Annotated in this window: 18 protein-coding genes and 1 pseudogene; 6 read left to right on the top strand and 13 right to left on the bottom strand. The window is 56.9% G+C overall.

Annotated features, from left to right (window positions below; all coding sequences use genetic code 11):
- Positions 1-106: 106 nt before the first annotated feature.
- The 6 genes from ACZAHD_RS10990 to ACZAHD_RS10965 form a co-directional block, all read right to left on the bottom strand.
- Complete coding sequence (locus ACZAHD_RS10990) at positions 107-901, bottom strand: TraB/GumN family protein (protein WP_462456795.1); 795 nt, start codon at positions 899-901, stop codon at positions 107-109.
- A 51-nt stretch (positions 902-952) separates the two neighbouring features.
- Positions 953-3,454 carry a copper-exporting P-type ATPase CopA gene (gene copA, locus ACZAHD_RS10985; RefSeq protein ID WP_462456794.1) on the bottom strand — a complete coding sequence of 834 codons (2,502 nt, stop codon included), beginning with the start codon at positions 3,452-3,454 and terminating at the stop codon, positions 953-955.
- A 93-nt stretch (positions 3,455-3,547) separates the two neighbouring features.
- Entirely contained in the window at positions 3,548-4,261 is a 714-nt protein-coding gene (locus ACZAHD_RS10980) for an MgtC/SapB family protein (RefSeq protein ID WP_462456793.1), read from the bottom strand.
- A gap of 61 nt (positions 4,262-4,322) precedes the next feature.
- Entirely contained in the window at positions 4,323-5,306 is a 984-nt protein-coding gene (locus ACZAHD_RS10975; RefSeq protein ID WP_462456803.1) for a nucleoside hydrolase, read from the bottom strand.
- A 10-nt stretch (positions 5,307-5,316) separates the two neighbouring features.
- The gene (locus ACZAHD_RS10970) at positions 5,317-6,348 is read right to left on the bottom strand and encodes a LacI family DNA-binding transcriptional regulator (protein WP_462456792.1); all 1,032 of its coding nucleotides are present in this window, start codon (positions 6,346-6,348) and stop codon (positions 5,317-5,319) included.
- Positions 6,349-6,454: 106 nt separating this feature from the next.
- Positions 6,455-7,849 carry an MFS transporter gene (locus ACZAHD_RS10965; protein ID WP_462456791.1) on the bottom strand — a complete coding sequence of 465 codons (1,395 nt, stop codon included), beginning with the start codon at positions 7,847-7,849 and terminating at the stop codon, positions 6,455-6,457.
- 292 nt (positions 7,850-8,141) lie between these two features.
- On the opposite strand from ACZAHD_RS10965, the gene cueR reads away from it, so the two are divergent.
- Positions 8,142-8,552, top strand: coding sequence for a Cu(I)-responsive transcriptional regulator (cueR, locus tag ACZAHD_RS10960; RefSeq protein ID WP_462456790.1), 411 nt, complete (start codon positions 8,142-8,144; stop codon positions 8,550-8,552).
- On the opposite strand, the gene ACZAHD_RS10955 is transcribed toward cueR, so the two are convergent.
- Both ACZAHD_RS10955 and ACZAHD_RS10950 read right to left on the bottom strand, forming a co-directional pair.
- Positions 8,549-9,013 (bottom strand): NfeD family protein, encoded by a 465-nt coding sequence (locus ACZAHD_RS10955; RefSeq protein ID WP_462456789.1) that lies wholly within the window; start codon positions 9,011-9,013, stop codon positions 8,549-8,551. The two genes, cueR and ACZAHD_RS10955, sit on opposite strands and share 4 nt — an antisense overlap.
- Complete coding sequence (locus ACZAHD_RS10950; protein WP_004858844.1) at positions 9,010-9,927, bottom strand: SPFH domain-containing protein; 918 nt, start codon at positions 9,925-9,927, stop codon at positions 9,010-9,012. The genes ACZAHD_RS10955 and ACZAHD_RS10950 overlap by 4 nt, the downstream gene beginning before the upstream one ends.
- Before the next feature lie 139 nt (positions 9,928-10,066).
- Between ACZAHD_RS10950 and fetA the strand changes: the two genes are divergently transcribed.
- Complete coding sequence (fetA, locus tag ACZAHD_RS10945; RefSeq protein ID WP_462456788.1) at positions 10,067-10,744, top strand: iron efflux ABC transporter ATP-binding subunit FetA; 678 nt, start codon at positions 10,067-10,069, stop codon at positions 10,742-10,744.
- Positions 10,731-11,513 carry an iron efflux ABC transporter permease subunit FetB gene (gene fetB / locus ACZAHD_RS10940; RefSeq protein WP_462456787.1) on the top strand — a complete coding sequence of 261 codons (783 nt, stop codon included), beginning with the start codon at positions 10,731-10,733 and terminating at the stop codon, positions 11,511-11,513. The genes fetA and fetB overlap by 14 nt, the downstream gene beginning before the upstream one ends.
- Before the next feature lie 159 nt (positions 11,514-11,672).
- On the opposite strand, the gene ACZAHD_RS10935 is transcribed toward fetB, so the two are convergent.
- The 3 genes from ACZAHD_RS10935 to tesA are packed head-to-tail and all read right to left on the bottom strand — an operon-like array spanning position 11,673 to position 14,008.
- A complete protein-coding gene (locus ACZAHD_RS10935) occupies positions 11,673-12,527 on the bottom strand; it encodes a co-chaperone YbbN (protein ID WP_462456786.1) in 855 nt (284 codons plus the stop codon).
- 58 nt (positions 12,528-12,585) lie between these two features.
- Positions 12,586-13,395 (bottom strand): SDR family oxidoreductase, encoded by an 810-nt coding sequence (locus ACZAHD_RS10930; RefSeq protein ID WP_462456785.1) that lies wholly within the window; start codon positions 13,393-13,395, stop codon positions 12,586-12,588.
- A complete protein-coding gene (tesA, locus tag ACZAHD_RS10925) occupies positions 13,385-14,008 on the bottom strand; it encodes a multifunctional acyl-CoA thioesterase I/protease I/lysophospholipase L1 (protein ID WP_462456802.1) in 624 nt (207 codons plus the stop codon). The genes ACZAHD_RS10930 and tesA overlap by 11 nt, the downstream gene beginning before the upstream one ends.
- On the opposite strand from tesA, the gene ybbA reads away from it, so the two are divergent.
- Together ybbA and ybbP are read left to right on the top strand one after the other, a co-directional pair.
- Positions 13,979-14,665, top strand: a complete 687-nt coding sequence (gene ybbA, locus ACZAHD_RS10920; protein ID WP_100683202.1) for a putative ABC transporter ATP-binding protein YbbA — start codon at positions 13,979-13,981, stop codon at positions 14,663-14,665. The genes tesA and ybbA overlap by 30 nt on opposite strands.
- Positions 14,662-17,079 carry a putative ABC transporter permease subunit YbbP gene (ybbP, locus tag ACZAHD_RS10915; protein ID WP_462456784.1) on the top strand — a complete coding sequence of 806 codons (2,418 nt, stop codon included), beginning with the start codon at positions 14,662-14,664 and terminating at the stop codon, positions 17,077-17,079. Before ybbA ends, ybbP begins: the two co-directional genes overlap by 4 nt.
- A 95-nt stretch (positions 17,080-17,174) precedes the next feature.
- Here ybbP and ACZAHD_RS10910 read toward each other — a convergent pair.
- Positions 17,175-17,464: pseudogene (locus ACZAHD_RS10910) on the bottom strand (monooxygenase).
- A 222-nt stretch (positions 17,465-17,686) separates the two neighbouring features.
- Between ACZAHD_RS10910 and ACZAHD_RS10905 the strand changes: the two are divergent.
- Complete coding sequence (locus ACZAHD_RS10905; protein ID WP_462456783.1) at positions 17,687-18,832, top strand: porin; 1,146 nt, start codon at positions 17,687-17,689, stop codon at positions 18,830-18,832.
- Between the two features lie 116 nt (positions 18,833-18,948).
- Here the strand turns inward: ACZAHD_RS10905 and mnmH are convergent.
- On the bottom strand, positions 18,949-19,965 hold a 1,017-nt coding region (gene mnmH, locus ACZAHD_RS10900), incomplete at its 5' end, for a tRNA 2-selenouridine(34) synthase MnmH (RefSeq protein ID WP_462456782.1).

The following is a 19,965-nucleotide window of genomic DNA, read 5'->3' as shown; positions in this document are numbered from 1 at the left end:
GATGGTCACTTTGAGCGACAATCGAACGATCCGGAATGCAAATTCCGGGATAATAATAATGATGAAATTCCTCTTTGACGGGCCAATAGAAATATTGGCCATTTTTTTACGTCAGCATATCAGGCAGATTCCCTTCACCGTATAAATGCAGCGCACCGACGGCGACAACATAGCGCCCCGGAGGCAGCGCCAGCAGCGTCTCGCGCCATGCCTGGTTACGCTGGTGCATGAGCACATCGTACAGCGACTGGCTAAAGGTTGTCGGCAGCGTGGTGACACCTTTGGCGGGCGCATGCTCCAGCCACCAGCCGATCATCACCTGCAAAAGACGGGCGTTCGTGCGCCAGTGGGTCAACGTATCTTCCAGCAGCGCCAGTCCGCCATCGGGAAGGTTACGCAGCAGCGCTATCTGGCTGTCGGTTCCTTCAAGCTCCATTATCCGCACATTGCTCTCACGCGCGGCCATCAACAGCTGGTAGTCAATACCGTAATCCGCACGCAGCCCGAGCTTCTGAGCCTGCGTTGCCTGCAAGACCATAGCGACCTGCCAGAGCGGCTGGCTGTCAAACGGTGTTGTCGACAGGCCGAGCTCCGCGGCCCGGCTTTCCAGTTCGACGAGTTGCTGCGGACTTAAACGTTCAGCCAGCGGCGGGCAGGCGGGGAGATCGGCAAAGGGGGTTTCGCTCCCGGTAACATCCGCCTCAACGATGAGGGCGTCGGCCTGACGAATTTTTTTCAGCAGCCTGGCGGGAGGAGGGGACATATCGCGGGTACCCATATGAATACTGCCGACCAGATGCAAATAGCGCTCTCCGGGAAGGGTAATATCCACTGCGGGCCAGGAATAAGACGCGCCGACGGTGGCACGCCACAGCATTTTTATTCGGTTTAACAGGCCCATACGCGCTCCATAGTGTGAAGCCTTCATGCTAGCGCGTATGGGTCATAACATCTAGTCTTTCGGTTTAAAGCGCAGCAGCCGGTTTGCGTTGCTGACCACGGTAATGGAAGAGAGCGCCATGGCGGCACCGGCTACCACTGGGTTAAGTAGAGTTCCGGTCAGCGGCCATAAGATCCCGGCGGCGATGGGGATCCCCAGCGAGTTGTAGACAAAGGCGCCCAGCAGGTTCTGCTTCATGTTGCGCAGCGTGGCTTTGGCAATCGCCAGCGCGTCCGCCACACCGTTCAGACTATGGCGCATCAGGGTGATAGCCGCCGTCTCAATGGCAACATCGCTCCCGCCGCCCATGGCAATCCCAACGTCGGCCTGAGCCAGCGCCGGCGCGTCGTTGATGCCATCACCAACCATCGCCACCTGATGCCCCTGGCTTTGCAGGCGCTTGATGGCGTCAGCTTTGCCGTCCGGCAGCACGCCGGCGATGACTTCGTCGATGCCCGCTTCTTTGGCAATCGCGTTGGCGGTCGTTGGATTATCCCCGGTCAACATCACCAGACGATAGCCCTGGCGGTGCAGGCGAGCCAGCGCAGCGACGCTATCACTGCGCAACGGGTCGCGAATCGCGAACAGTGCGGCGACCTGGCCATCGATCGCCAGCAGCACCGGCGTTGTTCCTTGCGATGCCTGGGCGGCGATCTCGCTTTCTATGGCGGCGGTAGCAACCTGTTGCTCGTTAAGCAGCGCCTGGTTACCGAGCAACAGGGCATGACCTTCAGCTTCGCCGCTGATGCCGAGTCCGCGCAGGGTACGGAAGTTGTTGACGACCGGCAGCAGACTCGTGGCGGCTTTCTCGATGATCGCCCGCGCCAGCGGGTGGCTGGAGCCTTGCTCCAGCGCTGCTGCGAAACGTAGCGCGGTGGGCTCATCAACATCGGTAAAGGTTTTTACCGCCACCACCTGCGGTTTACCTTCGGTCAGGGTGCCCGTTTTATCAAAGACAAGGGTATCGAGTTGGCTGGCGCGCTGGAGCGCATCGGCATCGCGAACCAGTACGCCATATTCCGCCGCGCGACCCACGCCGGAGATGATTGACATTGGCGTCGCCAGACCCAACGCACAAGGACAGGCGATAATCAGCACCGTGGTCGCAATCACCAGGGTATAGACAATTTGCGGTGCCGGCCCGAAGAAGTACCAGATTGCCGCACTGAACAGGGCGATAGCCACCACGGCTGGCACGAACACGGCGGAGATTTTATCCGCCAGCTGGCCGATTTCCGGTTTGCTGCTTTGCGCTTGACGCACCATGCGGATGATACGGGCCAGTGTCGTCTGGCTACCGACGGCGCTGGCGGTAAACAGAACGCTGCCATCCTGGACCACCGTACCGGCATGCAGCGTATCGCCCTCTGCTTTGGGTTGTGGAATGGGTTCACCGGTCAGCATCGCCTCATCCAGCCAGGCTTCGCCATGGCTTATCACACCGTCCACCGGAACCCGGTCGCCGGTAGTCAGACGCAGGAGCATCCCCGGCTGAACTTCCGCCAGCGGCACGCTTTTCTCACCCTCTTCGGTGACAATCCGCGCCGACGGCGGCGTCAGGTCGAGCAGTTTTTCCAGCGCTTTTGAGGAGCGCTGACGGGCGCGGGCTTCCAGCATATGACCGAGGTTAATTAAACCGATAATCATCGCGCTGGCTTCATAGTAGAGATGGCGAGCCTCCATCGGGAACCACTGTGGCCACAGGTTGACGCTCATGGAATAGAGCCATGCGACGCCGGTTCCCAGCGCCACCAGTGTATCCATGGTGGCGGTACCATTTTGCAGGCTTTTCCATGCGCTGCGATAGAAATGGCCGCCGGCGAAGACCATTACCGCCAGGGTGACCAGCCCGATAACCAGCCACAGCGAACGGTTATCATCGCTGACCATCATATTGTCACCGATCATGCCCCAGACCATGACCGGCACCCCCACCAGAAGCGCAACAATCGCTTGCCAGCGGAAGCGTTTCATGGTGGCGATAGCGGTTTCCTGCTGGCGTTCGCGGCGTAGCTGATCATCTTCGATCGCTTCTGCGCCGTAGCCTGCCTTCTCCACCGCCTGGACTAATTCTGCGGCGGACGCGCTGCCCATAACCAGCGCAGTGCGTTCCGCGAGGTTTACCCGTGCCTGCGTGACGCCCGGTACGCTTTGCAGCGCGTTTTGTACCCGGGAAACACAGCTGGCGCAGCTCATGCCGCTTAACAGCAGCTGTTGGCTTTCATCATCAGCCGTCGCTGCCGGAAGCTCAGAAGAGACCGCTGTCAGTGCTTCCGACGGGATTAATGACTCCGCCAGCGGTTTAGCCTTTGGGTGGCTTAACTCTGCGCCGTAACCGGCCTGCTTGATTGTGTCGATAAGCGCTTCTGCACTGGCGCTACCGGTGACGTGCGCTTCAGTGACGGTGACTTCCGCCAGCTCAACGTCCGGGCGTTGTTCAAGACTTTCTTTCACGCGTTTGACGCAGTGGCCGCAGGACAAACCGTCCAGGGCCAGGTCGATAGTTTGAGACATAACACACTCCTTTATGACAGGGATAATTGACTGTGATAAAGGTTAAACCTTCCAGCAAGGGGAAGGTCAAGGGGTTTATTTGCGACGGCGTTGTTAGTGTTCCAGCGCAATCGCGCAGACGTGTTCCAGAGCGGAAAGGCTACTGTACAGTTCGGGCAAGGTCATTTTTTTTCTAATCACCACCTTGAGATTGACCTCTATTTTTCCCTTTTTTAAATCACGAATCGTGATGGTTTCGATAATATTTTTTTGCTGCGTAATATTCGCTATTAGCGTTTTCAGACCGGCTTTTTCAGCAAGAATAATACGGATTTTCACTTTACCTGGTGACTGATTTTGAGTTTGTAAAAAAATGACTAAATAACTGAGTTTGATCGCCAGCAGAAATAATCCCGTCGCGAGAAGGGCATGCAGATAAAAACCGGCGCCGCTGGTAATGCCTACCCCTGACGAAGCCCATACTATTGCCGCTGTCGTCAGCCCGGAAATCGCATCATCATGGCGGTGGAGGATCACGCCCGCGCCGAGAAACCCGACGCCGCTGATGATCTGTGCCGCCAGGCGCATAGGATCGCTGCGGATGTTGGCGGAGATCTCAGCGTAATACTCCGCGGACTGGATCGAGACAATCGTCAGGACGCAACTGGCTACGGAAATAATCACGCAGGTTTTAAAGCCAACCGGTTTACCTTTCGACTCTCTCTCCAGGCCAATGATTCCACCGAGAATAAAAGCCACGCCAATTTTGCATAGCGTAATGAAAACAGATTCTCCTTCGCCAGAGAAGATGAGCGCCAACGTATTCATTTTTCCTCCGCAAAACCCTGCCCGTGAAGCGCATGGTATTCCTCTTGCCAGCGCCGGCATGCTAGGCGCGGTAACGGTGAATATAGTGTTCGAGCAGCGTCAGAAGATGGTTGTTATCGATACTTTCGAGGATGCGTATTGTCGCGCCCTGCGGCTCGGGAACACCTACGTCCAGGCGCAGGCCGTCACGTCCATAGCGGCAGGTCATACCGCGAGTAATGCCTTCCAGGGAGACGTCAAGGTAATCTTTTGTCGTCGTCGCCATCGTCGGATCAAGTAACCAGGCAACGGTTAAAACATCGTGGATCCAACAACCGGGCAGGTTTCGGGTCTGCATTGAATAGGTGATCCACGGGCGAATAGTCCGGGCCAGATAACGGCTAAGCACGTTTTCTACCGCCGTCAGACGATCCAGATCGCTATGGAGCATTTGCGTTTTCGTGGTGACATCCATCGGTACTAACGTGACAGGTGCGCCGCTGGTGAGTACGGCGTGTGCCGCCTCGGGATCCAAACCAAAATTGGTGTCCTTTATATAGCCCGCAACGTTGAACACCCCACCCATGATCACGATGTTTTTAACCCTATGAACGATCTCGGGATAGAGTTGCAGCGCTATCGCCACATTCGTGAGTGGCCCGGTGGCGATGAGCGTTATCTCGCCGGGGTGGTTGCAGATCAGTTCGCCAATGGCCTGAGGCGCCAGCGGCTGCACGGTCTGGCACGTTGGCGGGACGGGGACGTCCGACCATAGCTGGCGTAAGCCAAAGCGATCCACGCCATGATCGAGTTTTTCGCGCCAGGGCTGCGGGTCTTCTCTGAGGGCGCGGGTCGCGCCGCGGTAGACCAGAATCGGGAGCCCCAACTGCTGGACAAGGTCTCTGGCGACGGCATAGCCGGTTTCTACCGGCGTATTGCCTGCCACGGTGGTGATCATTTCCAGAGTGATTTGCGGTGCGGCAATCGCCAGCGCCAGCGCCAGGCCGTCATCGATATTGGCGCCCGGAACACCGTTCCCCGGGTCGCAGTCGATAATCACGCGCATGGATTCATTTTCATCTTGTCTCAGGTTGTACTTCATGTCCCTGGCAGCCACACGACTCTCCCACTCGTAAATAAAACTCAAATTCAACGCGGCGAACCTTGCCGTCCCAGTTTTTCAACATGTCGATCGCCGCCCGGGCCATTTTGTCGACGGGCTGGCGGACGGCCGTTAAGGAAGGGACGTTGTAAGCCGATTCTTGTGTGCCGTTAAAGCAGACCAGCGCCACATCCTGCGGCACACGCAGCCCGTGCTCTGCCAGCGCGCGTAAGCAGCCGAGCGCCTGCTGCTCATTGGTGGCGAACAGCGCGCGCGGAGGCTTACCCTGCAGCATACGCTTTGTCGCTTCATAGCCTCCTGCCCGCGTATAGTTGGTCGAAAAAATCCAGCCAGCAGTGACCGCAAGCGACGCTTCTTCCAGTGCTAACTGCCATCCGCGAATACGATCCTGGGTGTTGAGCATTTCACGCGGGCCGCAGATAATGCCGATATCGCGGTAGCCGTGGTCGATAAGATGTTTCGTCACCTGCCAGGCCGCCAGTTGTTCATCCACCTGAATAACGCTGACGTTTAATCCGGGATCGACGCGATCTAACATCACGCAGGGTGTGCCGCTCTGCTCAATCAACTCAATATACGGGTGTCGATCAACGCTGGTATAAATCAGACCGTCGACCTGGCGATTGAGCATGTTGTTGATCAGTTCACGCTCACGTCCGCTGTTATCACCCGCATCCCCTAGCAGGAGGACCTTGCCATCAGCAAACGCTTCGCGCTGCAGGGCGTGTGCCATGGAAGCAATAAACGGGTTTGAGATGTCCGGGGCCACAAGCCCGTAAGTTTGCGTGCTCCCCGAGGCCAGCGCGCGGGCGATACCATTAGGCCGGTAACCTGTTTTCTTAATCGCCTGCAACACGCGCTGCCGGGTTGCCTCGGCAACGGGACGTGGACCGTTATTAATAACGTAACTCACGACAGCGACAGATGTTCCCGCCTCCTTTGCGACATCGGAACGGGTTACGCGTTGTGAATGTGATGGGGTCACGAAGCACCTACCTGGTTGAGTTCAGAGCATTCTCTTTTCCGCACAGCATAAGGTGTTGTAAGCCAAAAATCTTTGGTAAAGAACGCGCATCCCCTGTTCTTCGGGCTCAAATGGCGTCCTCAGGTAAATTGAGATCCCGTCCGCGCGTTTCCGGCGCGAAAAAGGTGGTTACCAGACCGATGGCGGCCATCAGCGAGAAGTAGACTGCGATAGGCCACCAGTGCCCGTAGAACGAGAGCAACGCCGAGGCCACCAGCGGCGCGGTCCCGCCCGACATAATCGACCCCAGCTCTTTGGCGAAGGCCATTTTGGTATAGCGGTTAGTGACGCCAAAAAGCTCAACCCCCCAGGCCGCCTGGACACCGAAAATACCCAGCGAAGCGAGCCCCATGCCGGTAATGATGGTGGGGATAACAATCCACGGCTCACGGGAATCGAGCAGCATAAAGGCCGGAAATGCGTACAGGATCAGTAACAGACAGAACCAACGATAGATGATGCGTCTACCGAAGCGATCGGAAAGCCAGCCTGCCAGCGGAATAATGGCGAATCCCAGAATCGACGCGATAAACACCGCCACCGTCGGGACCGATTTATCAACCATCAGAACCTTGGCGACATAGCCAATGATAAAGCCCTGAGCGAGATAGGAAGGGCCATTTTCGCCGATGCGTAAGCCGACCATCGTCCAGAACGCTCGGGTGCGTCGCCAGAAGCTACGGGTGTCGTGCTGTTTCATTGCCTGACCGCGGCGCAGCGATTTTTCACGTTCGGCCTTGAGAAGCGCTTTTTGCCGTTCAAAGACCGGAGTTTCACGGATATGGCGGCGAATGAACAGTGCCGTCGCGGCGATGAGAATGCTGCAGAGGAAAGGAATGCGCCATCCCCAACTGAGTAACGCCTCCTTGTCCATTTGTAAAACGACGAGCCAGACCAGAGAGGCGAGCAAGGTGCCGCTGTTGGAACCGAGAGCGATAATGGAAGAGACCAGCCCGCGGCGCTTAACAGGGGCGTATTCACCAAGCATCACCGTGCCGCCAGAAAGTTCTGCTCCGGCCCCCAGTCCTTGAGAGAATCGCAGAATAACCAGGCACACTGGCGCCCATATGCCAATTTGGGCGTAGCTGGGTATTAAGCCGATTAACATGGTTGAGAATCCCATCAGGCCGATGGTGATCACCATGACAATTTTCCGTCCGTACCGGTCGCCTATCCAGCCAAACAGCAGCGCCCCGATGGGACGAGCAACAAAACCAACCGAATAGGCGGCAAAGCTGGAGAGAAGCGCCATGACTGGGGTGGCCTGCGGGAAGAAGACATCGCCAAAGATAATGCCGGCGGCAAGCCCGTAGAGGGCAAAATCGGCATATTCCATCGTGGTACCTAACCAGCAGGAAAACGTCGCTCGCCAGAATTCGCGGCGCCCTTCGGGGGTTTCCATGCGCTCCTGGGCAGCCTGCTGGCCGTCAGTCGGGGGAGCAGAGGATGAATACGTGTTCATAAGAACTCCTTGAAGTAAGCTGTCGACAAAAGTCGCAGGTTTAACTCTTCGTGTTCTACTCGCGTAGATATTGTGTTTCTCCCGCAGATTAATAGATCTACCCGCGTAGAATTGAAAGATGAAAGAGTCAGGATTGCGAAAGCGATCACTTATGACAGGCAATTGTTACAGAAAATGACGCCCTGTACGTGCGACGCTGAGAGAAGGACTGTTTCCTGAAGCGTCTCCCGGTAGGCACTTGAGGGAAGTGGAGTATAATAAAGTACTGTAGACGCCAATCGACGGAGGACGTGTGAATATCAGCGATGTGGCAAAAAAAACCGGCTTAACCAGTAAAGCGATTCGCTTTTATGAAGAGAAGGGACTGGTCACGCCGCCGCTGCGCAGCGAAAACGGCTATCGCAGCTACAGTCAACGGCACCTGGATGAATTGACCTTACTGCGCCAGGCGCGGCAGGTCGGGTTTAATCTTGAGGAGTGCCGCGAACTGATCTTTCTGTTTAACGATCCATCGCGGCACAGTGCGGACGTTAAGCGCAGAACGCTGGATAAAATTGCGGATATTGAGCACCATATCAGCGAGTTGCAAAATATGCGCAGGCACCTTCTGGCGCTGGCGGAATCCTGCCCCGGCGATGACAGCGCCGATTGCCCGATTATCGACAACCTTTCTGGCTGCTGCCACCGCAAGGTGCAGGCTTAGCGGCGTGACGCGGTGGCCCGGACTCGCAGCGTAATGCCTTCGACGGCCATGACCTCTACGTGGCTGCCTGCGGCAAGATCCTCGTCGGCCACCACCGGCCACGAACTGTCGCCGACGCGCACGTGGCCATGGCCGTTGATCAGCGCGCTTTCCAGCATGAAGACGCGGCCGACCAGCTGCTTGCCGCGCTGGTTGAGCTGCGCGTCGGCCGGTTTCTGGCGCGCGACCTGCCTGCGCAGCCAGTGTGACCACAGCCAGGCGGCCAGCAAGGTCAGTGCGGCGAACAACGTGCCTTGCCACTCCCAGCCGAAGGGCAGCCCCCAGGCGAGAAGCCCGGTGACCACGCCGGCGATACCGCTCCACAGCAGATAGCCGTTACCGCCCAGCATTTCAGCGGCCAGCAGGAGCCCGCCAAGGCTCAGCCAGAAAATATGCGGATGGGTGAGAATGAGCGCGATCATGATTTTTTCCGTTCGCCAGAACCTTCTTTGATAAGCTCACTGATACCGGCGATGGAGCCCATCAGGCTGCTGGCATCGAGCGGCATCATCACCACTTTGCTGTTATTGGCGGAGCCAATTTTCTGCAGCGCATCGGTGTATTTCTGGGCCACAAAGTAGTTAATCGCCTGAATATCGCCGGAGGCGATAGCGGAGGAGACCATCTGCGTCGCGCGGGCTTCCGCTTCCGCAGAACGTTCGCGGGCCTCGGCTTGCAAGAATGCCGACTGGCGTTCCCCTTCCGCTTTCAGGATCTGCGACTGCTTTTCGCCTTCGGCTTTAAGGATTTCTGCCTGGCGGATCCCTTCGGCTTCAAGAATATAGGCGCGTTTGGTTCGTTCGGCTTTCATCTGGGCGTTCATCGAGGCAATAAGTTCAGCCGGCGGGCGCACGTCGCGAATTTCGACGCGGGTAATTTTGACGCCCCACGGATTTGTCGCTTCATCGACAATATGCAGCAGACGGGTGTTAATGCTGTCGCGCTGGGAGAGCATTTCGTCAAGTTCCATCGAGCCAAGAACGGTACGAATATTGGTCATCGTCAGGTTGACGATCGCCTGCTGTAAATTACTGACCTCATAAGCCGCTTTTGGCGCGTCAATGACCTGAATAAAGCATACCGCATCAATGGTGACGTTGGCGTTATCGCGTGAAATAACCTCTTGGGAGGGAATATCAAGCACCTGCTCCATCATATTAATCTTGCGACCAATTCGATCCATAAATGGCACCACCAGGCTTAAACCCGGCTGCAGCGTCATGGTGTAGCGGCCGAAACGCTCAACGGTCCACTGGAAGCCCTGGGGGACGATTTTGACGCCGGCCATGACGACAACCAGCGCGACGAAAATGAGTACGGGGATAAAAATCAGCATCAAAAAACCTCCTGTTTTATTGCCTGATGAGGCGCCAGAAAAAATGACGCGGGTTTAAATTGAGTATATCTTTCTCCTCATCCAGGCGAAAGCAAACTGGAGTAAACTAGCTGGGTTGTGGGAAAAAAGTGGAACAATAATGAAGGAAAATAACGCTATTTTGCGTCTTGAGAATGTTGGCTTTCAGGTCGACGAGACGGTCATTCTTAATAATATAAACCTCCTGCTGCGGGCCGGAGAATTTAAGCTAATTACCGGGCCTTCCGGCTGCGGAAAAAGTACCTTGTTGAAAATTATTGCCTCGCTGCTGAGCCCTACCGCAGGGCAGATTTTTTTTGCCGATCGCGATATTACGACGCTCTCGCCGGAAACCTACCGCCAGCAGGTTTCCTACTGTGCGCAGACCCCAGCCCTGTTTGGTGACTCGGTCTATGACAATCTGATTTTTCCCTGGCAGATTCGCCGTCAGCAGCCCGATCCTGCGGCGCTGCTCGCTGATTTACAACGCTTTGGTCTTGCGGAAAATACGCTGGAAAAATCAATCAATGAACTTTCCGGTGGAGAAAAACAACGGATTTCGCTGATCCGTAATTTGCAATTTTTGCCCCAGGTATTGTTGCTCGATGAAATTACCAGCGCGCTGGACGAAAGTAATAAACACAACGTCAACGATATTATTCATCGTTATGTGACGGAAAAAAATATTGCGGTGCTGTGGGTCACCCACGATCGTAATGAAATTGCCCATGCCGATGAGGTGATTACGTTGCAGCCCGCTGGCGGCAGCGCTCAGGAGGTGTCTCATGAACGGGCATAATATTACCAACGAATCGCTGGCGCTTTCGATGGTGCTGGTGCTGGTGGCAATTATTGTGAGCTACCGGGAAAAACTGGCGCTGGAAAAAGATATCGTCTGGAGTATCTGTCGGGCGGTGGTGCAGCTGATTATTGTCGGCTACGTCCTGAAATATATCTTTAACGTCAATCACGCGCTACTGACGCTGCTTATGGTGCTGTTTATCTGTTTTAACGCGGCATGGAATGCGCAAAAGCGCAGTAAATATATTGATAAGGCCTTTGTCTCCTCATTTATCGCGATAACCACCGGCGCCGCGTTGACGCTGGCGGTGCTGGTTTTTTCCGGGTCAATTGCTTTCGTGCCGATGCAGGTGATTCCGATAGCCGGGATGGTGGCCGGTAACGCAATGGTGGCAGTCGGGCTGTGTTACAACAATATGGGGCAGCGGTTTAGCAGCGAGCAGCAGCAGATTCAGGAGAAGCTCAGCCTGGGAGCAACGCCGAAAATGGCGGTCGCCGGGTTAATTCGCGACAGTATTCGCGCATCGCTGATCCCGACCATTGACTCGGCCAAAACGGTGGGGCTGGTGAGTTTGCCCGGTATGATGTCAGGGTTGATTTTCGCCGGGATTGATCCGGTGAAGGCAATTAAGTATCAGATTATGGTGACCTTTATGCTGCTGTCTACTGCCAGTCTGTCAACGATCATCGCTGGCTATCTGACCTACCGGAAGTTTTTTAACGCCCGCCATCAGCTGGTGGTCACGCAGTTGAAAAAACGCGCATAAGCGTTTCCCACAGACAGCAGTGAATTGTAGCCGGCGAAGCGCCGCGCGAGGCGGGTTAAAACCCCGGATAGCGGCAGACGCCTAATCCGGGCTACGATCCCGCAGACGGCAGTGAATCTGTAGCCCGGCTAAGCGCAGCGCGAGCCGGGATCTTTGCCATCAGTACAGCAGCGAATAGAGCCGGCGGCGGTACTTCGCCGCTAAGGCATCGCCGGTACCGAGTGCGGCAAGGATCTCCTGCAACATCTTGCGTACCTGGCCGTCGCCAGCGCCTAAATCCGTCTGCAAATGGCTGAACAGCAGCGCCAGCGCCTCTTCATTGCGGCCAACCTGATGCAGTTGCAGCGCGAGCTGAGCGGCCAGCGCGGCGTCTTCAGGATGCTGCTCTACCTGCTGCTGCAGTTGCTGAATTTCCGGTGTGTCGGCCGCCTGTTTCAGCAGTTCAATCTGCGCGACCAGCCCCTGATAGCGGGTATCCTGATCCTGCAGCGGAACGGTTTTCAGCACCGCTTCAGCGTCGTCGGAACGCTGCAGCGCGATCAGCGTTTCCGCCAGCAGCAGGCCAATCTGACTGTCCTGGTTCGACATTTGCCACGCGTCTTTCAGCAGCGGCAGAGCCTCAAGGTATTTTTCTTCCTGCATCAGCGCCAGCGCCTGCTGAGCTTTGAGTTCCTCTTCGCGGGGCAGAACTTTATCCAGCAGCGCGCGGATGGCTGATTCCGGCTGCGGGCCTTCGAAGCCGTCTACCGGCTGGCCGTTCTGGAACAGATAAACCGTCGGGATAGAGCGCAGGCCAAACTGTGAGGCAAGCATCTGCTCAGCGTCGCAGTCCACTTTCGCCAGCGTAAACTGCCCGTTGTATTGCGCAGCCAGCCCTTCCAGAACCGGCGTCAGCTGCTCGCAGTGCTGGCTGCGTGCTGACCAGAAATAAAACAGCACCGGCGCCGTAACGGATTGCTCGAGCGTCTGGTGCAGGTTAGCTTCGGTAATATTGATAATATTCTGTACTGACATGAGCGCATCTCTTTAGTCGATTTTGGGTATACATGGGGGCGCCAGCCGGAGCTTCAACTCAGCCCTGGATAATTTTGTCCATCAGTCGCGTCGGCAGCAGGCGTTTGAGCAGCGCCACGGCGTGGGTGACAAGCGTCACCGGATAGCGCAATTGCGGTTTGTCGCTGGTAAAAGCATGGCGCACTTTTTCCACCACCGCTTCCGGGCCGAGGGTAAAGCGCGCGGCGATACCGGGATTCTCCACCGGCTTATCGCGCTGGGTCTGGTTGACGTTGGTGGTAAAACGAGTGGTGATGGGACCGGGCTCAATCAGGCTGACCTTAATGCCGCTATAGCGTAGCTCCATACGCAGCGCATCGGACCAGGCCTCCAGCGCATATTTGCTGGCCGCGTAGGCGCCGCGACCGGGGCTGGAGATGATCCCCATGACCGAGGAGGTCATGACGATACGCCCTTCACCGTGCGGCTCCATTGCTGGCAGGAGTAACATCGTCAACTGGTGTGCGCCAAAAAAGTTGGCGGAAAACTGTGCCTCCATCTGCTGACGGCTGATGGTGGCGAGCGGACCATAGACGCCGTATCCGGCATTATTAAACAGCCCATACAGGCGATTATTGGTCAGGGCGATGACCTCCGCCGCGGCGTGTTCAACGCTTTGCGGATCGTCGAGGTCCAGCAAAATACCGGTCAGCCCGAGTTCCTGCATCCGCGCCACGTCGTCCGATTTACGGCAGGCGGCCAGCACGTTAAAGCCCTGGCGTTTTAAATCAAGGGCGCTTTCAAGACCAATACCGCTAGAACAGCCTGTCACTAAAACCGATTTTTGCATAACTTTACCTGCAAGAGACGCCTGAAGATCAGGAGTCATGATTAACTAAGGGAGCCAGCCGGGTTGCCATCCAGTCGGCAATAAAAGGCTGGGCATCGTGATTGGGATGGATGCCATCATCCTGCATCCACTGGGGTTTCAGATAGACCTCTTCCATAAAAAAGGGCAGCAGAGGAATATCAAACTCTTTGGCCAGTGCCGGATAGATTGCGCTAAAGGCTTCATTATAACGACGGCCATAGTTGGCGGGCAGGCGAATTTGCATCAACAACGGTTGGGCGTTGGCGGCTTTGATATCCTGAATAACAGTACGCAGAGTTTGCGCGGTTTGCCCGGGCGGGAAGCCGCGCAGCCCGTCGTTGCCTCCCAGCTCGACCAGTACCCAGCGCGGCTGATGCTGCTTGAGCAGGGCCGGGAGCCTGGCCAGCCCTTGCTGCGAGGTGTCGCCGCTGATGCTGGCGTTGATGACTGGCGTTGTGGCCTGCCACTTATCGTTGAGTAGCGCAGGCCAGGCAGCGCTGGCGGCCATTCGATAACCGGCGCTCAGGCTATCGCCAAGAACCAACAGCTTGTCGGCGGCCATGGCGCGGCAGGCAAAAAAAATCAATAACAGGAAAGGCAAATGCCAGCGGAAAACATACTTGAAGTTCATCATCTTAAGAAGTCCGTCGGTCAGGGAGAGCATCAGCTTTCCATCCTTACCGGAGTTGAGCTGGTTGTCAAACCGGCGCAGACCATCGCCCTGATTGGTGAGTCGGGTTCGGGTAAATCCACGTTGCTGGCGATACTCGCCGGGCTGGACGATGGCAGCAGTGGCGAGGTCTCTTTACTTGGCCAGCCGCTGCATACGATGGATGAAGAGGCGAGAGCGCGGCTGCGCGCTAAACACGTTGGCTTTGTCTTTCAGTCATTTATGCTGATTCCAACGCTTAACGCTCTGGAAAACGTCGAGCTTCCGGCGTTGCTCCGAGGTGAGAGCGATAACCAAAGCCGTGGCAGCGCCCGGGCATTGCTGGAGCAGTTGGGACTGGGGAAACGTCTCCATCATCTGCCGGCGCAGCTTTCCGGCGGCGAGCAGCAGCGGGTGGCGCTCGCCCGCGCATTTAACGGTCGGCCTGAGCTGCTGTTTGCCGATGAGCCTACCGGCAATCTTGACCGCCATACCGGCGACAAAATTGCCGATCTGCTGTTCTCCCTTAATCGAGAGCATGGTACCACATTGATCCTGGTGACCCACGATCCGCTGCTGGCGGCGCGCTGCGATCGGCGGCTGCGTCTGGTGGACGGTCAGTTGCGGGAGGAAGCATGATTGCCCGCTGGTTCTGGCGCGAATGGCGCTCGCCCTCGTTGTTAATCGTCTGGCTGGCGCTGAGCCTGGCGGTGGCCTGCGTGCTGGCGCTGGGATCGATAAGCGATCGAATGGAGAAAGGTCTCAGTCAGCAGAGCCGGGAATTTATGGCCGGGGACCGCACGTTGCGCAGTTCACGTGAGGTGCCGGGCGCATGGATTGACGAAGCGCGACGCCTGGGCTTAACCATCGGCGAACAGCTGAGTTTCGCCACCATGACCTTTGCCGGCGATACGCCGCAACTGGCGGACGTGAAGGCGGTGGATGAGCGCTATCCGCTTTACGGTAAGCTGGACACGCAGCCGCCGGGCCTGAAACCACAGGCCGGAACAGTGCTGCTGGCCCCGCGCCTGATGGCGCTGCTGAACTTAAAAACCGGCGATACCCTTGATGTCGGCGACGCCACGCTGCGCATTGCTGGCGAGGTGATACAAGAGCCGGATGCTGGGTTCAATCCTTTCCAGATGGCCCCCCGGCTAATGATGAATACCGCCGACGTAGCGAAGACGGGCGCCGTACAGCCCGGCAGCCGCGTCTCATGGGGCTATAAGTTTGCCGGAACCCCACAGCAACTGGCGGACTATGAAAAGTGGCTTCTGCCGAAGCTGGGGCCTGAACATCGTTGGATCGGCCTGGAGCAGGACGACAGCGCCTTAGGCAAATCACTGGAGCGCTCGCAGCAGTTTTTACTGCTGTCCGCGCTGCTCACTCTGCTGCTGGCGGTAGCCGCGGTGGCGGTGGCGATGAGCCATTACTGCCGCAGTCGCTATGACCTGGTGGCGATCCTCAAAACCCTTGGCGCCGGACGCGCGCAGCTGCGCAAGCTGATTGTCGGCCAGTGGCTGATGCTGCTGGCGCTGGCGGCGGTGGCCGGCGGCGCGATGGGGGCGGGGCTAGAGCAGATTCTGCTGTTAATGCTGAAACCGGTGTTGCCGGCGGCCTTACCGCCAGCCAGCGGCTGGCCATGGCTGTGGGCGATCGGCGCGATGGTGGTGATTTCGCTGTTGGTGGGACTGCGACCTTATCGGCTGCTGCTGGCAACCCTGCCGCTGCGGGTTCTGCGTCAGGATGTCGTTGCCAACGTCTGGCCGCTGAAATTCTATGTTCCGCTGGTGTGTACGGTGGTGGTGATTCTGCTGGCCTGGCTGATGGGGGGAAGCCCGCTGCTATGGGCGGTGCTGGCTGGTGCCGTGGTGCTGGCGCTGCTGTGCGGCATTTTGGGCTGGGGGCTGTTGTGGCTGCTGAAGCGGTTGACGCTGAAAGCGCTACCGTTACGTCTGGCGGTGAACCGTCTGCTGCGCCAGCCGTGGTCAACCCTGAGTCAACTGGCGGCGTTTTCGCTGTCGTTTATGCTGCTGGCCCTGCTGCTGGTTCTGCGGGGCGATCTGCTGGATCGCTGGCAGCAGCAACTGCCGCCGGAAAGCCCCAATTACTTCTTGATCAACATTGCGCCGGAGCAGGTTGCTGCGGTGAAAACGTTCCTCGCCGGACAGCATGTTACAGCGACCGAGTTTTACCCGATTGTGCGCGCCCGCCTGACGCAAATTAACGGTCAGGCAACGGAGGGCAATAAAGATGAAGCATTGAATCGGGAGCTAAACCTTACCTGGAGCCGCGAGCGGCCGAATCACAATCCTCTGGCGGCCGGAAGCTGGCCGCCGACAGCGGGAGAAGTATCGATTGAAGAGGGGCTGGCGCAGCGTTTGGGCGTCAAGCTCGGCGATAGCGTGACCTTTACCGGGGACACCCAGGACTTTAGCGCGAAAGTGTCCAGCGTGCGCAAAGTAGACTGGGAGAGTCTGCGGCCAAACTTCTTCTTTATTTTCCCGCAGGGAGCGCTCGACGGGCAGCCGCAAAGCTGGCTCACCAGTTTCCGCTGGGATAACGGCACCGGGATGCTAACCCAGCTCAACCGCGAATTCCCCACCGTCAGCCTGCTGGATATCGGCGCGATTCTCCGTCAGGTGGGCCAGGTGTTGACGCAGGTCAGCCGGGCGCTGGAGGTGATGGTGGTGCTGGTGACCGCGTGCGGCATTTTACTGCTGCTGGCGCAGGTTCAGGTCGGTATGCGCCAGCGCTATCAGGAGCTGGTGGTCTGGCGCACGCTGGGGGCCGGAAAGTTGCTGCTGCGCACCACGCTGTGGGCGGAGTTTGCGCTGCTGGGCGTGGTCTCCGGAATGGTCGCGGCCATCGGCGCGGAGGTGGCGTTGGCGATACTGCAAACCAAAGTCTTTGATTTTCCGTGGACGCCGGACTGGCGACTGTGGGTGATGTTACCGCTGTGCGGCGCGCTGCTGCTGTCATTATGCGGCGGCTGGCTGGGGCTGCGTCTGCTAAAGGGGAAGGCGCTGTTCCGCCAGTTTAGTCAGGGATAGCCTTAGTTATGTAGCCCGGGTAAGGCGTTAGCCGCGACCCGGGGTTTTCACCCGGCTCGCGCTGTGCTTAGCCGGGCTACGGATGCGAGTTGCTATTACAGATGACCTTGGTTCAGCGCAGTGAGCGGTTCATTAACGCCGAAAATTTTGCAGATAACTTTATCCACGCCGAGTGATTTCAGGCGCGCGGTATGCTTATTGAGGTAAGCGAGGGTGCTGTCATCGTTCTCGAAAAGACCGATCCTGCCCGCCTCGCGGTTCTTTTCGCTTTCAGTCCAGACCTTATAGATAAACCCCGGTTCCTGATGGATGGACTCAGCCAGCGCGACTGGCTGGCGCGACATCTCGCTGCCGAAGGGCCGTCAAAGGCAAAGTGCCACTGCAGTCGCTTTTCGACATGATCCCTCCATGGATATGTCTGAGCGGTAGTACTTCATTTTTATGACAGCACGATGAAATGATAATCACTTATTTTTTAATGGCTCAAAATGGTAACTTGCTGATTTTAAATCGCACGAAAGATTAAAAACCCAATAACACGGCATGCCAAATCACGGTTAATATTCACCTGGAAACTATAAGGTTGTTTATTACTCAAGGAAAAAGCATGGCACATAAAATAAAAACGCTGGCGATGACGATCGGCGCAGCGTTGGCATTAACCTCTTTCGCATCCCAGGCGGAGATCACGTTACTGAAACAGGATCCGCAGGCCGGAGATCCGCTGAGCCGCCTGAACTTTACCGTCGGTGGGAGTATTCGTCCGCAGTTCAACATGATGTCCGGCGACGGTGATAAAGGGTCTTATAAGCGTAACGGGTTTGATGGCGGGACCCGTTTCCGCTTCGCCGCTGATTATTATCTGTTTGATGATATTAGCTGGATCAGCTATTACGAGTTGGGGGTCAATATTCCGGCGCTGTTTGACTGGGATAACCACTATGCGGAAGGCGCCAATAATACTACCCGCCGCATGTTATACACTGGGCTGAAGAGCAACACCTGGGGGACATTAACCTACGGTCAGCAGAACAGCGTTTACTACGATGTTGTCGGGGTGAAAACCGATGTCTGGGATTATGACATGATAGGCCAGGCTCCGGGTAACGGCATCAACGGTAATTACGATGGTTCCTATCGCTCTCGTAATATGATGAAATATAAGAAAAATGTTGGTGATGTCGATCTTTACGCTTCTTATCTGTTCGAAGACAGCGAATATCTGCCGGGCAACGGGTTGCGCTATAAGCGTAAAGGTGGCGGCTCCATTGGCGCGGATTACCACATCATGAAGGATCTGACCTGGGGCACCGCGTGGAACTATACTCGCGCCGATATGCGTAACCCATCCAGTTCAGACAGCAAATCTTACGACCAGAATATCGTCGGTACCGCGTTAAGCTGGACGCCGGATAACTGGACCTTCTCCTTCGGCGGCGGTTGGTATCAGAACTTCCTGACCACCAAGAAAACCGATGTCCATAACTACTTTGCGGGCGATGCCTGGGGTATTGAGTACTTCGCCGGTTATAAATTCCCGATTGGACAGTATGCGGTGAAATCTATTCAGCCATACTTTATGGGCGACCGTCTGCAGTACGTGAATGGCCGCAACTATCAGCGGATTGATAACGGTCTGGGGATCAGCTTCCAGCTGGATTACGGTTTCCGCGTTGATTATGAGCACGTCTTTACGTCCAGCACCGACAATCTGGGAGATATGAACCTGGTGCGTCTGCGTTACGACTTCTAAGCTGTGACAATTCCCCGGTGGCGCCGCGCTTACCGGGGCTACAGTTCACCGCCGTCTGCGAACACGTAGCCCGGTTAAAGCGTTGACGCCGCAAGCCGGGGCAGTAAGGCGTTTGATTACTTCGCCAGCCAGGAGGCGACATCATTCCAGCTGCCGCGGAAGATAATTTTTTCCGCTTTTTTGCTCAACTGATAGCGATACATCGGGTCGTAATACTCTTCCAACAGCGGGACCAGCCAGGCAAAATGGGCATCGGTAGCAGCGTTTCGCCGCTGCGAAGCCAACGCCTCATCAAGCAGGGCAGTGAGTTGGGCAAAACGCTGTAGCCCCAGGCGACGGCGAATGGCAAACAGGCCATGGTGCAGATATTCACGGTACTCTTGCCAGCCTTTCTCTTCACCGTAAGCCTGAATAAAATCGCGGTGCATACGGTCAAAATACTCTTCCCGCAGGCGTTCCAGGCGGATATCAAACGGGTCCTCCACTACCGCCAGCGGCGATTGCGCCATGCGCTCACGCATGCATTCCGGCAGGTGGTTCGCGCCGATCATATGTCCTTCATCTTCCAGCACCCAGCGGCGATGCTGCCCGGCTTTTTTCAACATCGCCACCGACAGGTGGTTTTCAAATGTTGCCTGGGCGTGCTGTTCATGCAACGTGCGGCCGAACGACGAGCCGCGATGGTGGGCGAGCCCCTCAAGATCGATGCCGTCGGGCTGGGCGCAGACCAGCTGGGTTTTACCGTTACCGGTACAGCCGCCAATCAGCACTATCGGGCGTTGAACCAGCTCTTCGGTGAGCTGGATGGCGGCCTGACGCAGTGCCTTGTAGCCGCCGACGATCAGCGGGTATTCGATGCCGGCTTCATGTAGCCACTGTTGCACGATGTGCGAGCGCTGGCCGCCGCGGGCGCAGCACAGATAGCCCTGCGGATAACGTAAGCAGGCGTCGCGCCATGCGGCGATACGGTTTTCCCGCACCTCGTCGTTGACTAACTGATGGCCCAGCGCTAATGCCGCATCTGCACCATGGCGTTTATAGCAGGTGCCGACGGCGGCGCGTTCGACGTCGTCCATCAGCGGCAGATTCAGTGCCGCAGGAAGTGCGCTTTGGCGAAATTCGATCGGGGCGCG

Source organism: Raoultella sp. (genome assembly GCF_039594335.1).
Taxonomy (GTDB): Bacteria; Pseudomonadota; Gammaproteobacteria; order Enterobacterales; family Enterobacteriaceae; genus Klebsiella.
This window is presented reverse-complemented; position numbering and strand designations above follow the sequence as displayed.